Genomic DNA, 16,704 nt, shown 5'->3' on the forward strand with positions numbered 1-16,704 from the left:
ACTTTTGACTTTACTATCAAGTAAAAAACCTTTACATTAAAAGGGAGAAGTGTTGCAATCGGTGATTCTATTCTGTATAATTACATACGTTGAAAAAAATCGATAACCAGGCAACGGTTTTCTACTTGTTGGAGGTGAAATTAATGCCAATTATTAAATCTGCGATTGAACGTGCACGCACTAACGTTAAGGCTAACAAACGTAATGCGCCACAACTTAGCGTAATGAGAACGACTGTTAAGCAATTTGAAAAAGCAGTTACTGCTGGAAGCGACAACGTTACAGAATTGTACCGTGCTGCTTCAAGTGCTGTTGATCATGCTGCTTCAAAGGGCCTAATCAAAAAGAACAAGGCTTCACGTGATAAATCACGTATGGCTGCTCGACTTGCTAAAGTTGCTAAGTAAATAAAAAAAGCTCTGATCAAATGATCAGAGCTTTTTTTATGCCGTCATAACCTCATCTGTAAACTGTACCATAAATAATTCAAACAATGTTTCGGGATCCTGAGTTGTTGATTTTAATTTCTTTTCAACATCAATTAATCCAAGATAGGCTTTTTGCAATAATAAAACATTGAAATGCTTAACTGTTTGCAGTGATAGTTTGACTCTATATGGATGGACCTTTAACGTACTTGCTAACGTTCCCTGACTATAGCCATGTCGCGTAAGTATCTGCACCTGTAACAATAATCGAAACTGGCTCACCAATATGGCATTTATTTGTAACGGTTCCACCTTTGAAAGTAATAGTTCCTGATATAGTCTGATTGCGCGTGCAGTATTTTGACTCAGCACTGCTCCTACCAAATCAAATACGTTCTGGTCTAGCGTTTTCGTAACGAGTCCCCTCACTGCATCATCATCAACTAACTTTGAGGAATGGCAATAAAGCTTTAATTTTGGCAATTCATTCATGATCAACGTTAAATCACCATTAGTTCTTTCGAGAAGTAACTGCTCTGCAGATGGCTTAATTTGAAAATTATCCTGTTCAAGTTCGTTCTTTATTATTCGTTTAATTTGTGGCTCTTTTAGATTGCTGATATCAATTATTTCTGCAACAGATTTTAATTGCTTTGAAATTTTTTTGCGAGAATCAAGCTTATCATATGGTGCAAAGAAAACTAGGATAGTACTTGGCTCAGGATGCTGTAAGTAATCGAGTAGATCATCTAAGTTATGATTAACTTTGCTTCCTTTGTGAGTTGATCCCGTAAAGAAATATGGGTTATTAACAAAAACCAGTCTTTTCTCTCCAAAAAAAGGTGCTGATGAGGCATCCGAAATTGCCTGGGAAATGGAAGTCGTTTCCATGTCATAACTGGCAAAATTCATGGTAAGCTCGTCCGCTGGAATAAGGGTCTTTAAATTCTTTTTAATTTTTTGCTGTAAATAAGACTGATCACCAAGAACTAAAGCAACATTCTTAATTTTATTTGAATCAATTTGTTTTAAAAACTCATCAAAAGTCATCAGTTCCTCCTTAAAAAGGTATGCCATTTTCCAATATGGTTTCCTTCAAATACATATGAAATCATACCATCTGTTTGTGTATTAAAATATGGGATCCCCTGTTTTTTTAACGTTTGTAGTGTTTCTTCATTAGGATGTCCGTACCGATTTTCTCTCCCAGCAGATATTATTCCTAATTTTGGCGATATTTGCTTGAGTACCTTTGGATCTGAGGCTGTCTTACTACCATGATGGCCTAATTTTAAAACATCCACCTTAAGTGTCGGGTATTGCTCAATAATATCTCTCTCCCCTTGCCTATCCAAATCACCCGTAAACAGCCACCGCTTTTTTCCTAGCCAGCAGGTCAAAGCCATGGAATCACCATTTTCGCCAATTCCAGAGTGAAACGGATGCAATACTTCAAAGGGAGATTTGTTGGGAATACTACCGGCGCGTAAAGGTTTAATATTGCTTAAGGAAATGAAATTTTTAACTTTATTAATAAAGGCCGGATTTTTCTGCATACCCAGTGGAACATACAAGTTATCAACGTTCAAGTTAGCCAATACAACTGGCGCATCCCCAGTATGATCCGCGTCTTTATGACTTAAATATAACCCATTTAAATGTGAAATTCCTTTACTTTTTAAATAATTAATCGTAATTGTTTCTGCTCGACTTCTCGCTTTTGTGGTTTCCTTAAACTTCGAATTTCCGAAAGCCAGTCGTCCACCCGTATCAATCATTGAGACGCTGCGGTTAAACGGTTCCCTCACTAAAAAGCAATCACCCTGTCCAATATCAAAGTAGGTAACCTCTCCATGGATTGGTAAATGAATCATCCCAAACATTCCTAGATATACAACTAATATTGTGCTCAATAAACCTAAACTTTTTTCCTTTTGACCAATCAAAATTAGCGTCGCAATAAAAACAAAAGCCAGTCCTCCAAGTGCAGGCTTACCAAAAGTAATGAGGCCTGGAAGTTTTGCAACATTATTTAAACCTGCGTTAAATATTCCAATTAGCAAATTGGCAATTTGTCCAATGAACGTAAACTTTAAGCCCAATATACCGCCCATAAATGTTAATGGAAAAATGAAGGCACTAAAGAACGGTAAAATTAGTAGATTGGCTAGTAAGGACAAAACATGCCATTCAAAAATATGGAACAAAATGAAGGGTAAGCTTATCAGGTTCATTAAAAATGTTTGTACCCAGAATTTTTCATGGCTAACAAACATTAAACAAAAAGCTAGCCCAAAACTCAACTGATTTCCCATTTGCATGATTAGTGCAGGTTGAATAGCCGTACAAATCATCAATGTCACACCAAAATTGTCCATTGGTAAAATTTGTTTCCCAAATTTTAAGAATAATAATCTCATCTCCGCCATTATTATTGCTCTTAAAAGGCCAGTTGCGCCACCCGTAAATATGAAATATAGGGGTAAAGCAACGATTAAAAGCCACTGAATCAAGTTTTTTGAGCGACGGAATAGTGTTAGCAGTCTCTCAATCAGCATTAGAAAAATGGATACGTGTAAACCTGAGATGCTAAATAAATGAATGAGTCCCAATTGTTTAACACCAGTTAATTGCTGATAAAAGTCCTGAGTTCTGGCACCCAAAATCAGACCTTGAAAATATAGTTTTAATTCTTTAGGTAGCCTTTGAGATTGAGAAACAGCTAAACATCGCCAAATGTGGCACTGATTAATCACGCTTTGAATAATGTTTGTTGCTTTTGCAGATTGAATATTAAGAATCTGATTAATTTTGATCGTATTTAAAATACCATTTTGTTCATCATATTTTCGCCGATCAAATTCATTTACGTTTGTCGCTTGAACGGGCAGCGCCACATCACCCTTTACAGAAAACAGAATAGGCACTTTAATTCTTTTATAGCGCCTTATTTCACTTGGTGAGTTACTAAAATATATTGCTGAAATTTTGGTGCCATTACTAAGTCTGCCCATCAACCTAAGTTGATTCCCAACCACCGTTACGTTATCTGGTTGAACGAACAAGCTTACCCGAACATTTTCAACGGGCGTAATTTGGGATTGATTCTGCCGGATATTAAAACAAAAGAAGTACCCTGAGAAAATCAAAAATCCAATCACACAACTGATTAAAATTTTAATGTTTTTGAGATAAATAATCCTAATTAGCCAGTATATTAGTACACATAAGCCTAAAACCTTATTTCCATAGCAAAAAATTGCCAAACCACTCACATTAATTGCCGGAAATATCCAATAACCACGTTCAATAATTAATCAGTTAGATAAGTTTCCAATGATGCTTCATCAAGAATATCGGAAGTAAGCGATACTTTTTCTAGTGCAACGTTTTTAAGCTTAATCAGTTTTTCAGCATACGGATCATTATGATAATTTCTTAGATAGTAAATTTTAACAATCCCCGCCTGTAACAGCATTTTAGTACATTGTAAGCATGGAAAATCAGTGACATATATTTCTGCCCCATCAGTCGATTCACCAAACTTAGCACACTGCAAAATAGCATTCATTTCTGCGTGAATGGTTCTCATGCAGTGGCCATCTACCAAGTAACAACCCTCATCAATACAGTGTGTATCTCCTGCAACTGAGCCATTATACCCGCCTGCAATAATTCGTCGATCCCTGACTAAGGTTGCACCAACAGAAAGACGATTGCACGTACTTCTTGAAGCCAATAGGACCGCTTGTATCATAAAATATTGGTTCCAAGGGATTCTTTTTTTATCCAAGATTAAAGATCTCCTTTTAAAAGTTTTCCCTCCTAGTATAGCAAATTTCTAACCTTAAAATCTTACAATTATACAGTCGCGGTTTCTGAAATTTTTTCAACTGTTTTATCACCAAACCCGCTAATTTTTGTCAAATCGTTGACGCTCTTAAACTCTCCGTGTGCTTCGCGATATTGAATAATATCTTCTGCTTTTTTCTCTCCAATTCCCGAAAGCTCCTGTAATTGCGATGCATCAGCCTGATTTAAATTAACCTTAGCCCCTCCAGCATCCGGGGAGCCATTAGAAGAATTCGGAGTCTCGCTGGGATTACTACTTGAACTCTCAACTGGTGTTCCCGTCATTGCGCCCGGTTCACCTTTAACCTCCCCCTTCACTGGAACGTATACTACTTGCTGATCCGTCAAGGATTGTGCCAAATTTATGTGCTTTTGATCGGCAGACCTATTAAAGCCACCAGCCAAATCAATTGCATCGTTCACCCGCATATTAGCCGTCACTTGGTAGACACCTGGATTTTTGACTGCGCCTTTAACATCAATGTAGATTTGTTTATGTCCGTCTGAACTGGCTGTTTGTTGAAAACCACTAGACTGGGTTGATGCTGATGACCCACTAACTTTTCTAGGACTTACCATGGAATTGCCAGTTTGTGTGCCATTCAAAGTTGGGCTATCTGTCCCCCCTTTTTGATTGAGCATGAAGAAACTAATAGCTACTAAAATAAGGACTGCAATAATTCCGCCAATTATTTGAATCCGATATTCTTGATATAATTCCTTTACCTTATCCAACTTGCCACCTCCTTCACTGTTAAGTACGAAAAATAGTCGAAAAAAAATCAGTTAGATTATTCTCTAACTGATTTTTTATTTTTCTAAATAATCTAATGCATCCTTAAAGGTTTGTACTGGTACTACTTTCATCCCCGGCGCATATTTTTTAGCAGTCTTTTTTGCCTGTTCATAGTTAGTTAAATGATTTGGCTCATATTTGAGCACTTCTTTGCTTGGCTTTAAGTAAGGGGCGAAAAATATCTTTGCTCCTGCTTTATGTGCGGCAATAATTTTCTTATCAATTCCGCCAATTTCGCCAACTGAACCATCAGGATTAATCGTTCCAGTACCCGCTATTTTTTGTCCATGCCTAATGTTTTTCCCAGTTAACTGGCTGTATATTTGTAGGCTAAACATTAATCCACCTGAAGGCCCACCAATATCCCCAGGGTTAACCTTTATCGGAATTTTAGTATGAACTTTTATATTATCAGTGAGCGTAATTCCAATTCCAGGAGTTCCCTTTGCAATATCAATTAACTTACCGGTTGCTTGCTGCGAGTGGCCATTGTGTGTAAAAGAAATTGTCATTTTCTGATTTACTTTTTGTTTCCGAATGTACTTCTGAAAGCCATATGCACTTGAGAAATGTTGTTTATTTACTCTGGTTACAGTGTCTCCCACGCTTAATTTTGAACGAAAATTAGAATTTTTACTAATATTTAAAACGTAAATTCCAAGATATTTTCTGGAAACTTGTTTGTTTGCCGCCTTATATGCGGTTGCAATTGCCTGATTGATGGCACTTTGCATGTAAAAATTTTGAACTTTCTCATAGGTTTTACCAGTTTGCCCACCGGTAACTGCCTCTTCGCTTTCAATTGAATAGTAATCAGGTTTAAGCTTTGCGAGTGCCATCGTAATCGGGCGGGCTTTTGAGATTCTGACATATGTAATCATAAAGGAACCTTTATTCTTGTCAGGATGCTTAGAAATCTTTACAAATGAACTCAAATCATCCGCTGATCCAGGTGCCTCGATATACTTAGACATTGGCCAAAATAAAGCGATTACGAGCGCTAATAAAAAAACCGAGACGAGGATCGTCCGATTTATAAAATGTTTATTATTTTTCATTTGGCTCACCAGCTTCGAGGGCACTTGCAACAATTGGTGGCACTAGATCACTTAAATTCCCGTTGAAATGGGCAACTTCCTTCAACAAACTAGAAGCAACAAAATCATACTTAGAATCAGCCACCATAAATAGTGTCTCCACGTTACTATCTAAATATTGATTCATTCCAGCAATCTTTTTTTCAAACTCAAAATCAGTATTATCTCGAATTCCTCGAATAATAATTTTGGCGTTGATGGATTTCAAAAAGGTGACCGTAAGACCCGTTTCAATTCTTGCAGTGACATTTGGTAGCCCTTTTGTACTGTCTTTAATAAAAGAAAGCCGTTGCTCACTTGAAAAAAGTGATTTTTTTGAAGTGTTAGTACCAACTACTACCACTACCTCATCAAAAATTTGGCTCGCTCTTTTAATGATATTTAAGTGTCCGTTTGTAATGGGATCAAAGCTTCCTGGATACACTGCTATTGTCATCCGTGTTCCTCCTCGCCAAATCGATAAATATTAATTTCCGTAATTCCATAATCTTTTTTTTCAACCAACCGGAAGCCTTCTTGTTGTCCAAGCTTGGCATCTTGATCAGTTTCACAAGCAATAATAGCGTCATCACTAAGTAAGTCTAACTTTTTAAGGCTTGCCATTTGGTCGCTTATTTTTTGTTCTTTATAAGGCGGGTCAAAGAAAACAAGCGAAAATTTTATGTTTTGCTTAGAGAATTGCTTCAATGCTAAATTAGCATCTCGCTTTAAAATTGAAAATTGATTAGGAGATTTCGTGACTTCAATATTTTGCTTAATTGTTTTAATGGCTAGGCCCTGACGATCCACTAAATAGGCCATGTCAATTCCTCTAGAGACCGCCTCAATACTTAACCCACCGGAACCCGCAAATAGGTCCAAACTGTTACCACCCTCAAAATAAGGGCCAATAATGTTAAATAATGATTCTTTTATCTTATCGGTTGTTGGCCGAGTTTTCGTTCCTGGCACTGCTTTTAATCGACGACCACCAAATTGACCTGCAACTACACGCATTAATCTTCCTCCGTTAAACTATTATCAACAGCTTTAAGCGGATCATTCCGATCTTGTTTCCTAAACCAAGTATCCAATTCTGCTCGTGGAGATTCGACCAGTCGTTTCACAAAATGGAGTTGTTCTAATTGCTTTTTTGTTTCTGCAATTTTTTCTTGGTGCACAAAAATGACAGCATACCTCATTCGTTTTGAAATATACGTAATTTCTCCAAATCGCTTTAACTGGCGCATTTGCTTAAGATTATACGTATAAACAATCAGTTCTTCTCTTTGTTCAACTTTAAAATCCATAAAATCACCTTTTATTCTCGATTATATTTTTCTTTCGCACTAATATTCAAGAGTGTCCCAATTGCAACACTTGCTGTAATCATACTAGAGCCCCCATAACTCACAAATGGAAAGGTTACTCCAGTAATTGGTAACATTCCCAATACCCCACCTAAATTGAAAAACGTTTGGACGGAAAGATAAGTAGCAATGCCATAGCAAAGAAGTGAGTAAAAATTGTTTTTGCTACGAATTCCAATTAAAACCGCTCTTCCAATAATAACCATCAGTAATAAAATAAGTGCAAGACAGAATAACAGACCTAATTCTTCCGCAGTTATTGCGATAATAAAATCAGTGTTGGGTTCAGGCAGGTAGCCAGTTTTTTGAATTGAGCGGCCAAGGCCGACACCAAACAATCCACCATTGCTCAAAGCATAATATGAATTGACTAATTGTTGCCCGACTGTCTGAGCATGCGCAAATGGATTTTCAAACGCAATAATCCGTTGTAACTTGTATGACTTAACAATTCCACTATTTGCCAGTATTCCGGCTAAAGGAAGTAAGATGAAATAAACCGCAATAAGTGACCCTATTAGCCAACTAGCACTCTTTTTTATTCCCATGCCACTGGCCAACCAAATAACGGCTATTGCAGCAAAGTTAATCACCGCACCACCCAAATCAGGTTGAAGTAAAATCAGCAAAATTTGTAGCATGCTTAAAATCATTGGCGCCTTTAACTCATCCCACCAATTTTTTACTGATAAATGCATTTCTGATTGTCTACGGGCATTAGCCACGTAGTACGCATTTAAGAAAATTAAGAAATACTTGGAAAACTCAGCTGGTTGAATACTAAACGAGCCAAAAGAAATCCATCCCGCCGCACCGTTAACTGTTTTTCCAAAGAATAAGAGCCCTAACAGAACGACCATAAAAACAACCCAAATGCTGAATAGCGTTTTGGCTTTTCTGAATCTCTCAAGATTTAATCGATAAACGACATATGCTAGTCCAAGTCCGATAATCACAAATGTCGATTGTCGCTTTAAATAACCCAGTGGTGTTCCACCACTTTGTACTGCAATGTTTGAACTTGAAGAATATACCATCACTATTCCGATAGCACACAAGATAATAAATGGCACAAAAATAAAATAGTCTAAATATTTAAGTTTTTTCATACGTACTCACTCATCCACAACATTATGAGGCTTGCCCCTACTGTAATTAATTGACATTATTATATCATAATCACACTGCATATTTTCTTTTTTTAAAATTCAAGAGACAATCTTAGAACAAATTAAAAAGCCGCTGAAAAAATTCAGCGGCTTTTATAGCTTATTTAGAGCTTGATCGGTTCTTCTTAGCATTCTTTTCTCGGAGACTTGAATCAAGAGTTTGCTTACGTAAACGAACACTCTCAGGTGTTACTTCACAGTACTCATCATCATTCAAGAACTCTAATGATTCTTCAAGTGAAAGATGCGTAGGAGTCTTAATCCGTGATGCATCATCAGAACCAGCTGCACGAACGTTGGTTAAGTTCTTACCCTTTGTGATATTAACTGTAATATCATTTTCACGGCTATTTTCACCGACAATCATTCCTTCGTACACTTCGGTACCAGGTTCGATTAACAATGTACCACGACTTTCAATACCCATCATCGCGTATAAAGTAGCCTTACCAGAATTCATAGAAACCAAAGTACCCTTTGAACGGCCAGGATGCCAGTTTCTAATAACTGGTGCATATTTCTTAAATGTATGGTTCATGATTCCGTATCCACGAGTCATTGACATAAATTCGGTTGAGTAACCAATTAATCCACGTGAAGGTGCAAGGAATGTCAAACGAGTTTGTCCGTTTTCAGTTGATTCCATGTTTTGCATTTCACCTTTACGTTGTGAAAGACTATCAATAACGCCACCAGTATATTCTTCTGGTGTATCAATTTGGACCTCTTCAAAAGGTTCACTATTAACACCTTCAACGTCTCGGTAAATAACTTCTGGACGAGATACTTGTAATTCAAAGCCTTCACGACGAAGGGTTTCAACCAAGATTGAAAGGTGAAGCTCACCACGACCTGATACAACCCAAGCAGCTGGTTCACTGGTATCTTCAACTCGAAGTGATACATCAGTCTGCAACTCACGCTTTAGACGATCTTCAAGTTGGCGACCAGTAACAAACTTACCTTCGCGACCAGCAAATGGTGAATCATTCGTTCTGAAAGTCATTTGAAGGGTTGGCTCGTCAATACGAAGTACTGGCAATGCCTCTTGCGTTTGAGGATCAACAACAGTCTCACCAACGTTAATGTCTTCCATTCCTGAAATGGCAATTAAATCTCCGGCTTTAGCTTCATCAATTTCAAGTCGTTTTAATCCAAAGTAACCGAAAAGCTTCGTTACACGGAAGTTCTTTGTTGAACCGTCAAGCTTCATCAAGGTAACGTTGTCTCCAACCTTAATCTTGCCTCGGAAAATACGGCCAATTCCAACACGACCAACGAAATCATTATAATCTAGCATTGCCACTTGGAATTGAAGAGGTTCATCTTCGTTATCAAGGGGTGATGGAATACTCTTAATGATTGTGTCAAAGACAGGCTTCATTGTGTGTTCTTGTGAATCCAATTCTGGATCATAACTTGAAGTTCCATTCATAGCTGAAGCATAAATAACTGGGAAATCAAGTTGGTCTTCATCAGCACCAAGTTCAATAAAGAGATCAAGCACTTCATCAACAACTTCTGAAGGACGAGCACCTGGACGGTCAACCTTGTTAATGACAACAATTGGTGTCAAATGTTGGTCCAAAGCTTTTTTAAGCACAAAACGAGTTTGTGGCATAGTTCCTTCAAAAGCATCAACAACTAATAGAACACCATCAACCATACGCATGATTCGTTCAACTTCGCCACCGAAGTCGGCATGTCCTGGTGTGTCCAAAATATTAATTTGCTTATCACCGTAACGGACAGCTGTGTTCTTTGATAAAATCGTGATGCCTCGTTCACGCTCAATGGCGTTTGAATCAAGGGCACGGTCCTCAATCTGGACATGCTCGTCAAGGGTATCTGACTGCTTTAATAACTCATTCACTAAAGTAGTCTTACCGTGGTCAACGTGGGCAATAATGGCAATGTTACGAATATCATCTCTGGTTTTCAAAATGTTCTTCCTTTCGTTATCTAACTCTAATTTAGTAATCAACTACGTTCATTTGACTAACAGACGAACTTGATCAGTAATTCATAGTAGTTCGCATAAAAAAACTGTGACCTAATTGTCACAGTCAGACGTTCTCTTTTACAATTTTTCGAATGTCTTGTTGTGCTTTCTCTGTCGTTACCAATACAAGGTTAGATGATAACATATCTAACGGCGTTCCGTCAACCTTCGTGCATACTAGTCCGAGAGTGCTGGCCAAAATATTACCTGCTGCAACATCCCACGGCTTTAAATATGAAATGTATCCAACTGTTTTGCCAAGAAGCACGTGAATAAATTCAATCCCGGCTGAACCGTATATTCGCATCCCAGCACTATTTCTTATAATTGACTGCATCCCAAATTTATTTTCAATGACAAGGGGACCACTCGCCCCAAATAAGCCACTTCGTAAATTCACGTTTTCCGGATTCTGTAATTTTTGTTCGTTTGCAAAAACACCAATTGCGGGGCCTCCAGAATACAAAACATTTTTAGGCACATCATATATATATCCCAAAATCCCCTGCCCGTCTTGGTAGAGAGCTAACATAATTGCGTAATGATCTCGCTGCTTGACAAAGTTCATCGTTCCGTCAAGCGGATCAATAATCCAAACCGAGCCCTTCATCGAAGTTAGCCGATCACCTTGACCTTCCTCACCCAAAATTTTACTGTCAGGATCAAAAGTACGGATTTTATCAATTAGAAATCGCTCACTTGCTTTATCCACATTTGTCACTAAGTCGCGCGGACCAGTTTTAGTTGAAATATCTAATTTAGACTGCATCATTTTATTAATTAAATCGTAATCAGCCTGAAGCCACTTCTTAACAGTCTGATTAATTCGACCAATCTCTATCTTATCCATTTTATTCAATGGCCTCCAGACATTTTCACTCTTTTTTTAGTCGTCTGCTTACCTTCTTTAACCGTCCGATAAATACTATAGCCGCCACTAACTTGTTCAAAGCTACGGTCCAGCTGCTTTTCTTGTGCTTTAGTAGGTACAACCTGTTTAAACCTTGCATATGCGCTAATTAAGTCGTCTTTTAAAATTCCGGCATTGTTTTCATAGGCTTCCTCAACGTTTCTGTACAAATTGGTTACCGCAATAATGTCCGCACTATCCCAATCTTCTTCGAGTGGGTACTGATAATTAGTTTTCATCCACTTTGGTCTCCAATCCACCATTTTCAATCGTATTTATTAATGTTTTTATTTTCTTTTCAATTTGCTCATATTGGGATTGTTCATTTTCAGATAATGTTAAATCGGTTAATTTGGTTACACCTCGATGATCAACTAATACTGGTGTACTGGAAGCAAATGAGTCACTGGGGTTTTCAGCCTCTTGGATATTAGAAACACTCATGATAGCTGATTTCTTTAAAGTGATTGCTCTTAAAATATCCATTACCGCGAGACCTTGAAGCGTTTGGTTATTAATTAAATCAATTGCCGTCGTCTCCGCCTCTAAAGCTGCCAGATCCTGTGCACTAAAATTAGAGTCATCATTCGCCAAATACATTAATAACGGAGTTGGCCCCACATATGTCCGACTCCATGCAATCAAAGGCTCACTTGCTCGGCCAACCACCGAAACGTTAACATCTTGCTTTCCAACCACAAGCTGATCCTGAATAAGCGACTGAAGCAGTAAGCTTTGAGGGTAGGCACCAGCACCAATAATACTAGTCTTATCCATTCCCGAAAAACGCCATGCAAAGTAAGTCAGAATTTCATCTAAAAATCCAGAAATAATGAATTTCCCACCAAAACCGTTTTCAATAGCCTCGTTGATTCTTTGCCTAAACTTAGGCAAATTCTTTTGTAAAACTTCAAGTTCATTGGGAAAACTCTCAAGTTTAACGTTTTCAGGTAAATTACGTTGGAAAATAATTGCAATTTTTGAATCAGAAAAATCCGCCGTAGCACCCATTGAAATGTCAATCTGATCAACCACTTGACTGGCAGTAATAATGCCTTGTAATGACTCAACATCTGCCTCATCGTCAGGTAAAACCACTAAATTTAGTGGGAGTTTCGCCCCTATAGCAAGCTTAAGAAAATTACGGATATAGTCTGATTCACCAGCTAACACAATTTTAACTGCCATTTAATTTCCTCCAAATCAAAACTTGAAAACGCTTTGTATTTCTTAATTATAAATTTATTTCAGCGAATAGCAAGATTGTGGAATTTAGGCAAAAAAAACACACCCCTTTACGAGATGTGTTTTTCGGCATTTAAATGTGAGTAGGGAACCCAATAGCAATGTCAGCTGCTTCTTGGATTGGTTCACTCAAGGTTGGATGTGGATGAATCGTTAATGCGATATCCTCTGCATTCATACCTGAGTTAACAGCTAAACTCAGCTCAGCAATTAAGTCACTTGCGCCTGGTCCAACCACTTGGGCACCTACAAGCGTATTTTCATCTTTGGTCGTAACCAAACGAACAAATCCATCTGGTTGATCAAGTGAAACGGCACGTGCATTACCAGCAAATGGGAACTTGGCAGCAGAAACTTCAAGACCTTTATCTTTAGCTTCACTTTGGCTTAAACCAACAGTTGCTAATTCGGGATCTGCAAAGCAGACGGCAGGAACGCCAACGTAATCGTTAGCAGTCTTGTTTCCTGAAATGGCACCTGCGGCAACTTTACCTTGGAAAAAGGCTTTATGAGCCAAAGCAGGACCAGATGCGATATCACCAATTGCAAAAATGTGTGGTGAATCTGTACGACCTTGAATGTCAGTTTGAACAATTCCGTGATCATCCGTCTTGGCACTCGTAAATTCAAGACCGATATCATCAGTATTGGCTTTACGTCCAACAGTAACCATGCAGTAATCTGCTTTAACTGTTGATGCCTTTCCATCGACTTCATAAGTCACAGTGACACTGTTAGCATCTTGTTCTGAACTCTTGGCCATAGCATTGGTAACAATGTCTACACCCTTCTTCTTTAAACTCTTAACAACGATAGAAACCATGTCTTTATCGAAGTTAGGAAGAATAGAGTTAGTTCCTTCAAGAATGGTAACGTGAGAACCAAGGTTAGCATATGCACCAGCTAATTCAGTACCTACATAACCACCACCGATTACAACAAATTCTTTTGGAATTTCAGGTAAGCTTAAGCCACCAGTTGAATCGATAACGCGATCCTTAAATTTAAATCCAGGAATTTCAATTGGACGGCTACCTGTAGCGATAATCAAGTCCTTGAATTCGATTGTTAGACCGTCATCAGCACTCATAAACTGCTTAGGGCCAGTAGAAACTACTCGAAGTCGAGTGTCGCTGTCAAGAACGGCTTCACCTTGAATGATTTCAACCTTATGCTTCTTTAAAAGCATCTTGACACCGCTGGTCATCCGATCAACGACTTTCTTTTGTTTCCATTCCTGAGTCTTAGCAAAATCAATTGTGGCAGGTTGTGTTGTTATTCCAAATGTTGAAGCATCGTTTGCTTCTTGTAAACGGTGACCAGCATTAATCAAAGCCTTAGAAGGAACACAGCCCACGTTCAAACAGACACCACCGAGCGTCTCCGATTTTTCGACAATTGTTACTTTTTGACCCAATTCTGCAGCACGAATGGCTGCAACGTATCCACCAGGGCCAGCTCCGATAATAACGGTGTCCCTCTTCTCAGCATCAGCCATATTTAAATCATCCTTCCATTAATAACATATCTGGATCATGAAGAAGTGAAGTTAACTCGTTTAAAGCACGTTGAGCAGTAGCACCATCAATCAAACGGTGATCATAGCTTAATGAAAGCTTCAACATGTTTCCGACAACAATTTCGCCATCTTCGTTAACAATTGGCTCTTTAGCAATCTTACCAACACCTAAAATAGCAACTTCAGGGTAGTTGATAACTGGAGTAAACCAGCCACCACCAATTGATCCAACGTTACTGATTGTAATTGAACCACCAGACATCTGCTTTGCACTCAATTTGTTATCTTGTGCTGCTTGGGTGTTGTCAGTGATTTCTTTTGCAATTTCAAACATACCCTTTGAATCTGCGTTCTTAACATTAGGAACGTATAGACCATGTGGTGTGTCCGTTGCAATTCCGATATTGTAATAATGCTTGTAGACAATTTCTTGGGTTGAATCATCAATAGATGCATTCAATTCTGGGAAATCTTTCAAAACGGCTACAAGTGCCTTTGCAACGTATGGTAAGAAGGTCAAGTGAATGTCGCGGTCAGCGGCAGTTTGTTTATACTTCTTACGATTTGCCATCAAAGCAGTTACGTCAACATCATCAAATGAGGTAACGTGAGGTGCCGTAAACTTAGAAGTCGTCATTGCCTTAGCAATAGCTTTTCTAGTCATTGACATTGGTTCACGAGTTTCCTCTTCTGGAGTAGCTGAAACGTAAGGCTTGATTGGTTGAGCAGCAGTTGCTGCAGGAGCTGCGGATGCACTTGCAGCTGCTGGAGCAGTAGCGCCTGAACCTGCACCATCAATATCAGCTTTTAAGATTTGGCCGTGGTTACCAGTTGGTGTAACAGTGGTAATATCCACACCCTTATCACGAGCGTATTGACGAACTGATGGCATTGCCAAAACTAATTTGTTAGGATCTGATGCTGCAGGAACACCGGTTGGTGCAGCTGCGGCTGGTGCGGGAGCTGCTGCAGGAGCTGCAGCTGGTGCTGCTTCTTCTTTAGGTGCTTCTGCTGGTGCAGCCTCACTTGATCCTGAATCTCCAGTATCTGGTGATCCATCATCAATTTCAACTAGGACATCGCCAATTTCGGCGGTTTCGCCCTCTTGTTTTAGAATTTTCTTAATTGTACCGGCAACTGGAGAAGGTAATTCAGAGACTGATTTATCGTTTTGGATTTCAACTAAAACGTCATCTTCCTTAACGGTGTCTCCTTCTTTAACATCCCATGAAGAAATTTCACCTTCGGCCATTCCTTCTCCGAGTTCTGGGAGCTTGAACTGATAAGCCATGAGACAACTTCCTTTCTCTTACAAAATAATGATTAAATTCACTTACTAAATTGAATTCGCTTTCAATTAGTAATTTACTAAATCACGTACCTTAGCTTCAATATCATCGGCATTTGGAATCCAATCATTTTCAGCTTGAGCCCATGGATAAATTGTATCTGGGGCAGCAACACGTCCGATAGGTGCGTCCAATGATAAAATGACATTTTCAGCAATATCAGAAGCAACAACTGCACCAACACCGGCCATTCTTTGTGCTTCTTGTACAACGACGACTTTATGAGTCTTCTTGACAGAAGCAAAAATGGTATCAGTATCAATTGGAGAAAGTGAACGTAGGTCAATCACTTCGACTGAGATATTTTCCTTCTCTAACTTGTCAGCAACCTTGAGTGCTTCGTTAACTTCAGCACTGTAAGCGACAACCGTAACATCGGTACCTTCGCGAACAACTTTTGCTGAATCTAGCGGAACAGTATAATGGCCTTCTGGAACTTCATCCTTCATTGAACGATAAAGTTTCAAGTTTTCCATAAATAACACTGGGTCGTTGTTTTCAACAGCTGAAATAACAAGTCCCTTTGCATCATATGGGTTACTTGGTGTAACAACACGTAAGCCTGGAACTCCTGTAAAGAAGTTTTCTAGGTTATCAGAATGCATTTCAGCGGTATGAGTACCACCACCAAATGGTGTACGAATTGTTACTGGCATTGCACGTTTGCCACTGAAACGGAATCGGTTACGAGCCATTTGGCCTGCAATTGAGTCCACAGCTTCAAAAGTGAATCCCATAAATTGAATTTCTGGAATTGGACGCCAGCCGGTCCATGCAAGACCAATTGACATACCTAAGATTCCTGATTCAGCTAAAGGTGTATCGAAAACTCGATCTTCACCGTACTTGTCTTGAAGTCCAACAGTTGTACGGAAAACACCACCGTTTTTACCAACATCTTCACCGAAGATAAGTGTCTTTGGATCGTCGCCTAAGACTTGATCCAAACCATCAGTAATAGCTTTAATATAAGTTAGTTTAGCCATGG

The 16,704-nt window shown here is 38.8% G+C and carries 17 protein-coding genes; 1 reads left to right on the forward strand and 16 read right to left on the reverse strand.

The features are described 5' to 3' along the window. Positions 1-143: 143 nt before the first annotated feature. Positions 144-407: a 30S ribosomal protein S20 gene (rpsT, locus tag FD44_RS00750; RefSeq protein WP_010620053.1), complete on the forward strand. Its 264-nt coding sequence runs from the start codon at positions 144-146 to the stop codon at positions 405-407. Between the two features lie 36 nt (positions 408-443). Here rpsT and holA read toward each other — a convergent pair whose 3' ends face one another. The 16 genes from holA to FD44_RS00830 form a co-directional block, all read right to left on the reverse strand. Continuing rightward, the gene (gene holA, locus FD44_RS00755) at positions 444-1,478 is read right to left on the reverse strand and encodes a DNA polymerase III subunit delta (RefSeq protein WP_010620054.1); all 1,035 of its coding nucleotides are present in this window, start codon (positions 1,476-1,478) and stop codon (positions 444-446) included. After that, positions 1,478-3,355 (reverse strand): DNA internalization-related competence protein ComEC/Rec2, encoded by a 1,878-nt coding sequence (locus tag FD44_RS00760; RefSeq protein WP_162258112.1) that lies wholly within the window; start codon positions 3,353-3,355, stop codon positions 1,478-1,480. The genes holA and FD44_RS00760 overlap by 1 nt, the downstream gene beginning before the upstream one ends. Before the next feature lie 386 nt (positions 3,356-3,741). Beyond that, positions 3,742-4,221, reverse strand: a complete 480-nt coding sequence (locus FD44_RS00765) for a ComE operon protein 2 (protein ID WP_010620056.1) — start codon at positions 4,219-4,221, stop codon at positions 3,742-3,744. Between the two features lie 68 nt (positions 4,222-4,289). Continuing rightward, the gene (locus tag FD44_RS00770) at positions 4,290-5,015 is read right to left on the reverse strand and encodes a helix-hairpin-helix domain-containing protein (RefSeq protein ID WP_010620057.1); all 726 of its coding nucleotides are present in this window, start codon (positions 5,013-5,015) and stop codon (positions 4,290-4,292) included. A 75-nt stretch (positions 5,016-5,090) separates the two neighbouring features. Then, positions 5,091-6,134: a SepM family pheromone-processing serine protease gene (locus FD44_RS00775; protein ID WP_010620058.1), complete on the reverse strand. Its 1,044-nt coding sequence runs from the start codon at positions 6,132-6,134 to the stop codon at positions 5,091-5,093. Further along, positions 6,124-6,609 (reverse strand): pantetheine-phosphate adenylyltransferase, encoded by a 486-nt coding sequence (coaD, locus tag FD44_RS00780; protein WP_010620059.1) that lies wholly within the window; start codon positions 6,607-6,609, stop codon positions 6,124-6,126. The genes FD44_RS00775 and coaD overlap by 11 nt, the downstream gene beginning before the upstream one ends. Continuing rightward, positions 6,606-7,169 (reverse strand): 16S rRNA (guanine(966)-N(2))-methyltransferase RsmD, encoded by a 564-nt coding sequence (gene rsmD, locus FD44_RS00785; protein WP_010620060.1) that lies wholly within the window; start codon positions 7,167-7,169, stop codon positions 6,606-6,608. Before rsmD ends, coaD begins: the two co-directional genes overlap by 4 nt. Continuing rightward, entirely contained in the window at positions 7,169-7,462 is a 294-nt protein-coding gene (locus FD44_RS00790) for a YlbG family protein (protein ID WP_010620061.1), read from the reverse strand. The genes rsmD and FD44_RS00790 overlap by 1 nt, the downstream gene beginning before the upstream one ends. An 11-nt stretch (positions 7,463-7,473) precedes the next feature. Next, on the reverse strand, positions 7,474-8,631 hold the full coding sequence (locus FD44_RS00795) for an FtsW/RodA/SpoVE family cell cycle protein (protein WP_010620062.1): 1,158 nt from the start codon (positions 8,629-8,631) through the stop codon (positions 7,474-7,476). 160 nt (positions 8,632-8,791) lie between these two features. Further along, positions 8,792-10,633, reverse strand: a complete 1,842-nt coding sequence (typA, locus tag FD44_RS00800) for a translational GTPase TypA (RefSeq protein WP_010620063.1) — start codon at positions 10,631-10,633, stop codon at positions 8,792-8,794. 124 nt (positions 10,634-10,757) lie between these two features. Next, a complete protein-coding gene (locus FD44_RS00805; protein WP_010620064.1) occupies positions 10,758-11,543 on the reverse strand; it encodes an inositol monophosphatase family protein in 786 nt (261 codons plus the stop codon). Between the two features lie 5 nt (positions 11,544-11,548). Next, positions 11,549-11,842 carry a UPF0223 family protein gene (locus tag FD44_RS00810; protein WP_010620065.1) on the reverse strand — a complete coding sequence of 98 codons (294 nt, stop codon included), beginning with the start codon at positions 11,840-11,842 and terminating at the stop codon, positions 11,549-11,551. Beyond that, the gene (locus FD44_RS00815) at positions 11,832-12,791 is read right to left on the reverse strand and encodes a Rossmann-fold NAD(P)-binding domain-containing protein (protein ID WP_010620066.1); all 960 of its coding nucleotides are present in this window, start codon (positions 12,789-12,791) and stop codon (positions 11,832-11,834) included. Before FD44_RS00815 ends, FD44_RS00810 begins: the two co-directional genes overlap by 11 nt. Positions 12,792-12,921: 130 nt before the next feature. Continuing rightward, positions 12,922-14,346 (reverse strand): dihydrolipoyl dehydrogenase, encoded by a 1,425-nt coding sequence (gene lpdA / locus FD44_RS00820; protein WP_010620067.1) that lies wholly within the window; start codon positions 14,344-14,346, stop codon positions 12,922-12,924. 7 nt (positions 14,347-14,353) lie between these two features. Then, complete coding sequence (locus tag FD44_RS00825; protein WP_010620068.1) at positions 14,354-15,658, reverse strand: dihydrolipoamide acetyltransferase family protein; 1,305 nt, start codon at positions 15,656-15,658, stop codon at positions 14,354-14,356. Between the two features lie 66 nt (positions 15,659-15,724). Continuing rightward, positions 15,725-16,702: an alpha-ketoacid dehydrogenase subunit beta gene (locus FD44_RS00830; protein ID WP_010620069.1), complete on the reverse strand. Its 978-nt coding sequence runs from the start codon at positions 16,700-16,702 to the stop codon at positions 15,725-15,727. Positions 16,703-16,704 lie beyond the last annotated feature (2 nt).

Origin of the sequence: Secundilactobacillus malefermentans DSM 5705 = KCTC 3548, assembly GCF_001436395.1 — a bacterium.
Taxonomy (GTDB): Bacteria; Bacillota; Bacilli; order Lactobacillales; family Lactobacillaceae; genus Secundilactobacillus; species Secundilactobacillus malefermentans.

Coding starts and splice junctions, on each gene's coding strand:
- FD44_RS00790 (WP_010620061.1), bottom strand. CDS start 7,462: ATGGATTTTAAAGTTGAACAAAGAGAAGAACTGATTGTTTATACGTAT.
- coaD (WP_010620059.1), bottom strand. CDS start 6,609: ATGACAATAGCAGTGTATCCAGGAAGCTTTGATCCCATTACAAACGGA.
- FD44_RS00810 (WP_010620065.1), bottom strand. CDS start 11,842: ATGAAAACTAATTATCAGTACCCACTCGAAGAAGATTGGGATAGTGCG.
- FD44_RS00830 (WP_010620069.1), bottom strand. CDS start 16,702: ATGGCTAAACTAACTTATATTAAAGCTATTACTGATGGTTTGGATCAA.
- FD44_RS00795 (WP_010620062.1), bottom strand. CDS start 8,631: ATGAAAAAACTTAAATATTTAGACTATTTTATTTTTGTGCCATTTATT.
- FD44_RS00815 (WP_010620066.1), bottom strand. CDS start 12,791: ATGGCAGTTAAAATTGTGTTAGCTGGTGAATCAGACTATATCCGTAAT.
- holA (WP_010620054.1), bottom strand. CDS start 1,478: ATGACTTTTGATGAGTTTTTAAAACAAATTGATTCAAATAAAATTAAG.
- rsmD (WP_010620060.1), bottom strand. CDS start 7,169: ATGCGTGTAGTTGCAGGTCAATTTGGTGGTCGTCGATTAAAAGCAGTG.
- FD44_RS00775 (WP_010620058.1), bottom strand. CDS start 6,134: ATGAAAAATAATAAACATTTTATAAATCGGACGATCCTCGTCTCGGTT.
- FD44_RS00805 (WP_010620064.1), bottom strand. CDS start 11,543: ATGGATAAGATAGAGATTGGTCGAATTAATCAGACTGTTAAGAAGTGG.
- rpsT (WP_010620053.1), top strand. CDS start 144: ATGCCAATTATTAAATCTGCGATTGAACGTGCACGCACTAACGTTAAG.
- lpdA (WP_010620067.1), bottom strand. CDS start 14,346: ATGGCTGATGCTGAGAAGAGGGACACCGTTATTATCGGAGCTGGCCCT.
- FD44_RS00825 (WP_010620068.1), bottom strand. CDS start 15,658: ATGGCTTATCAGTTCAAGCTCCCAGAACTCGGAGAAGGAATGGCCGAA.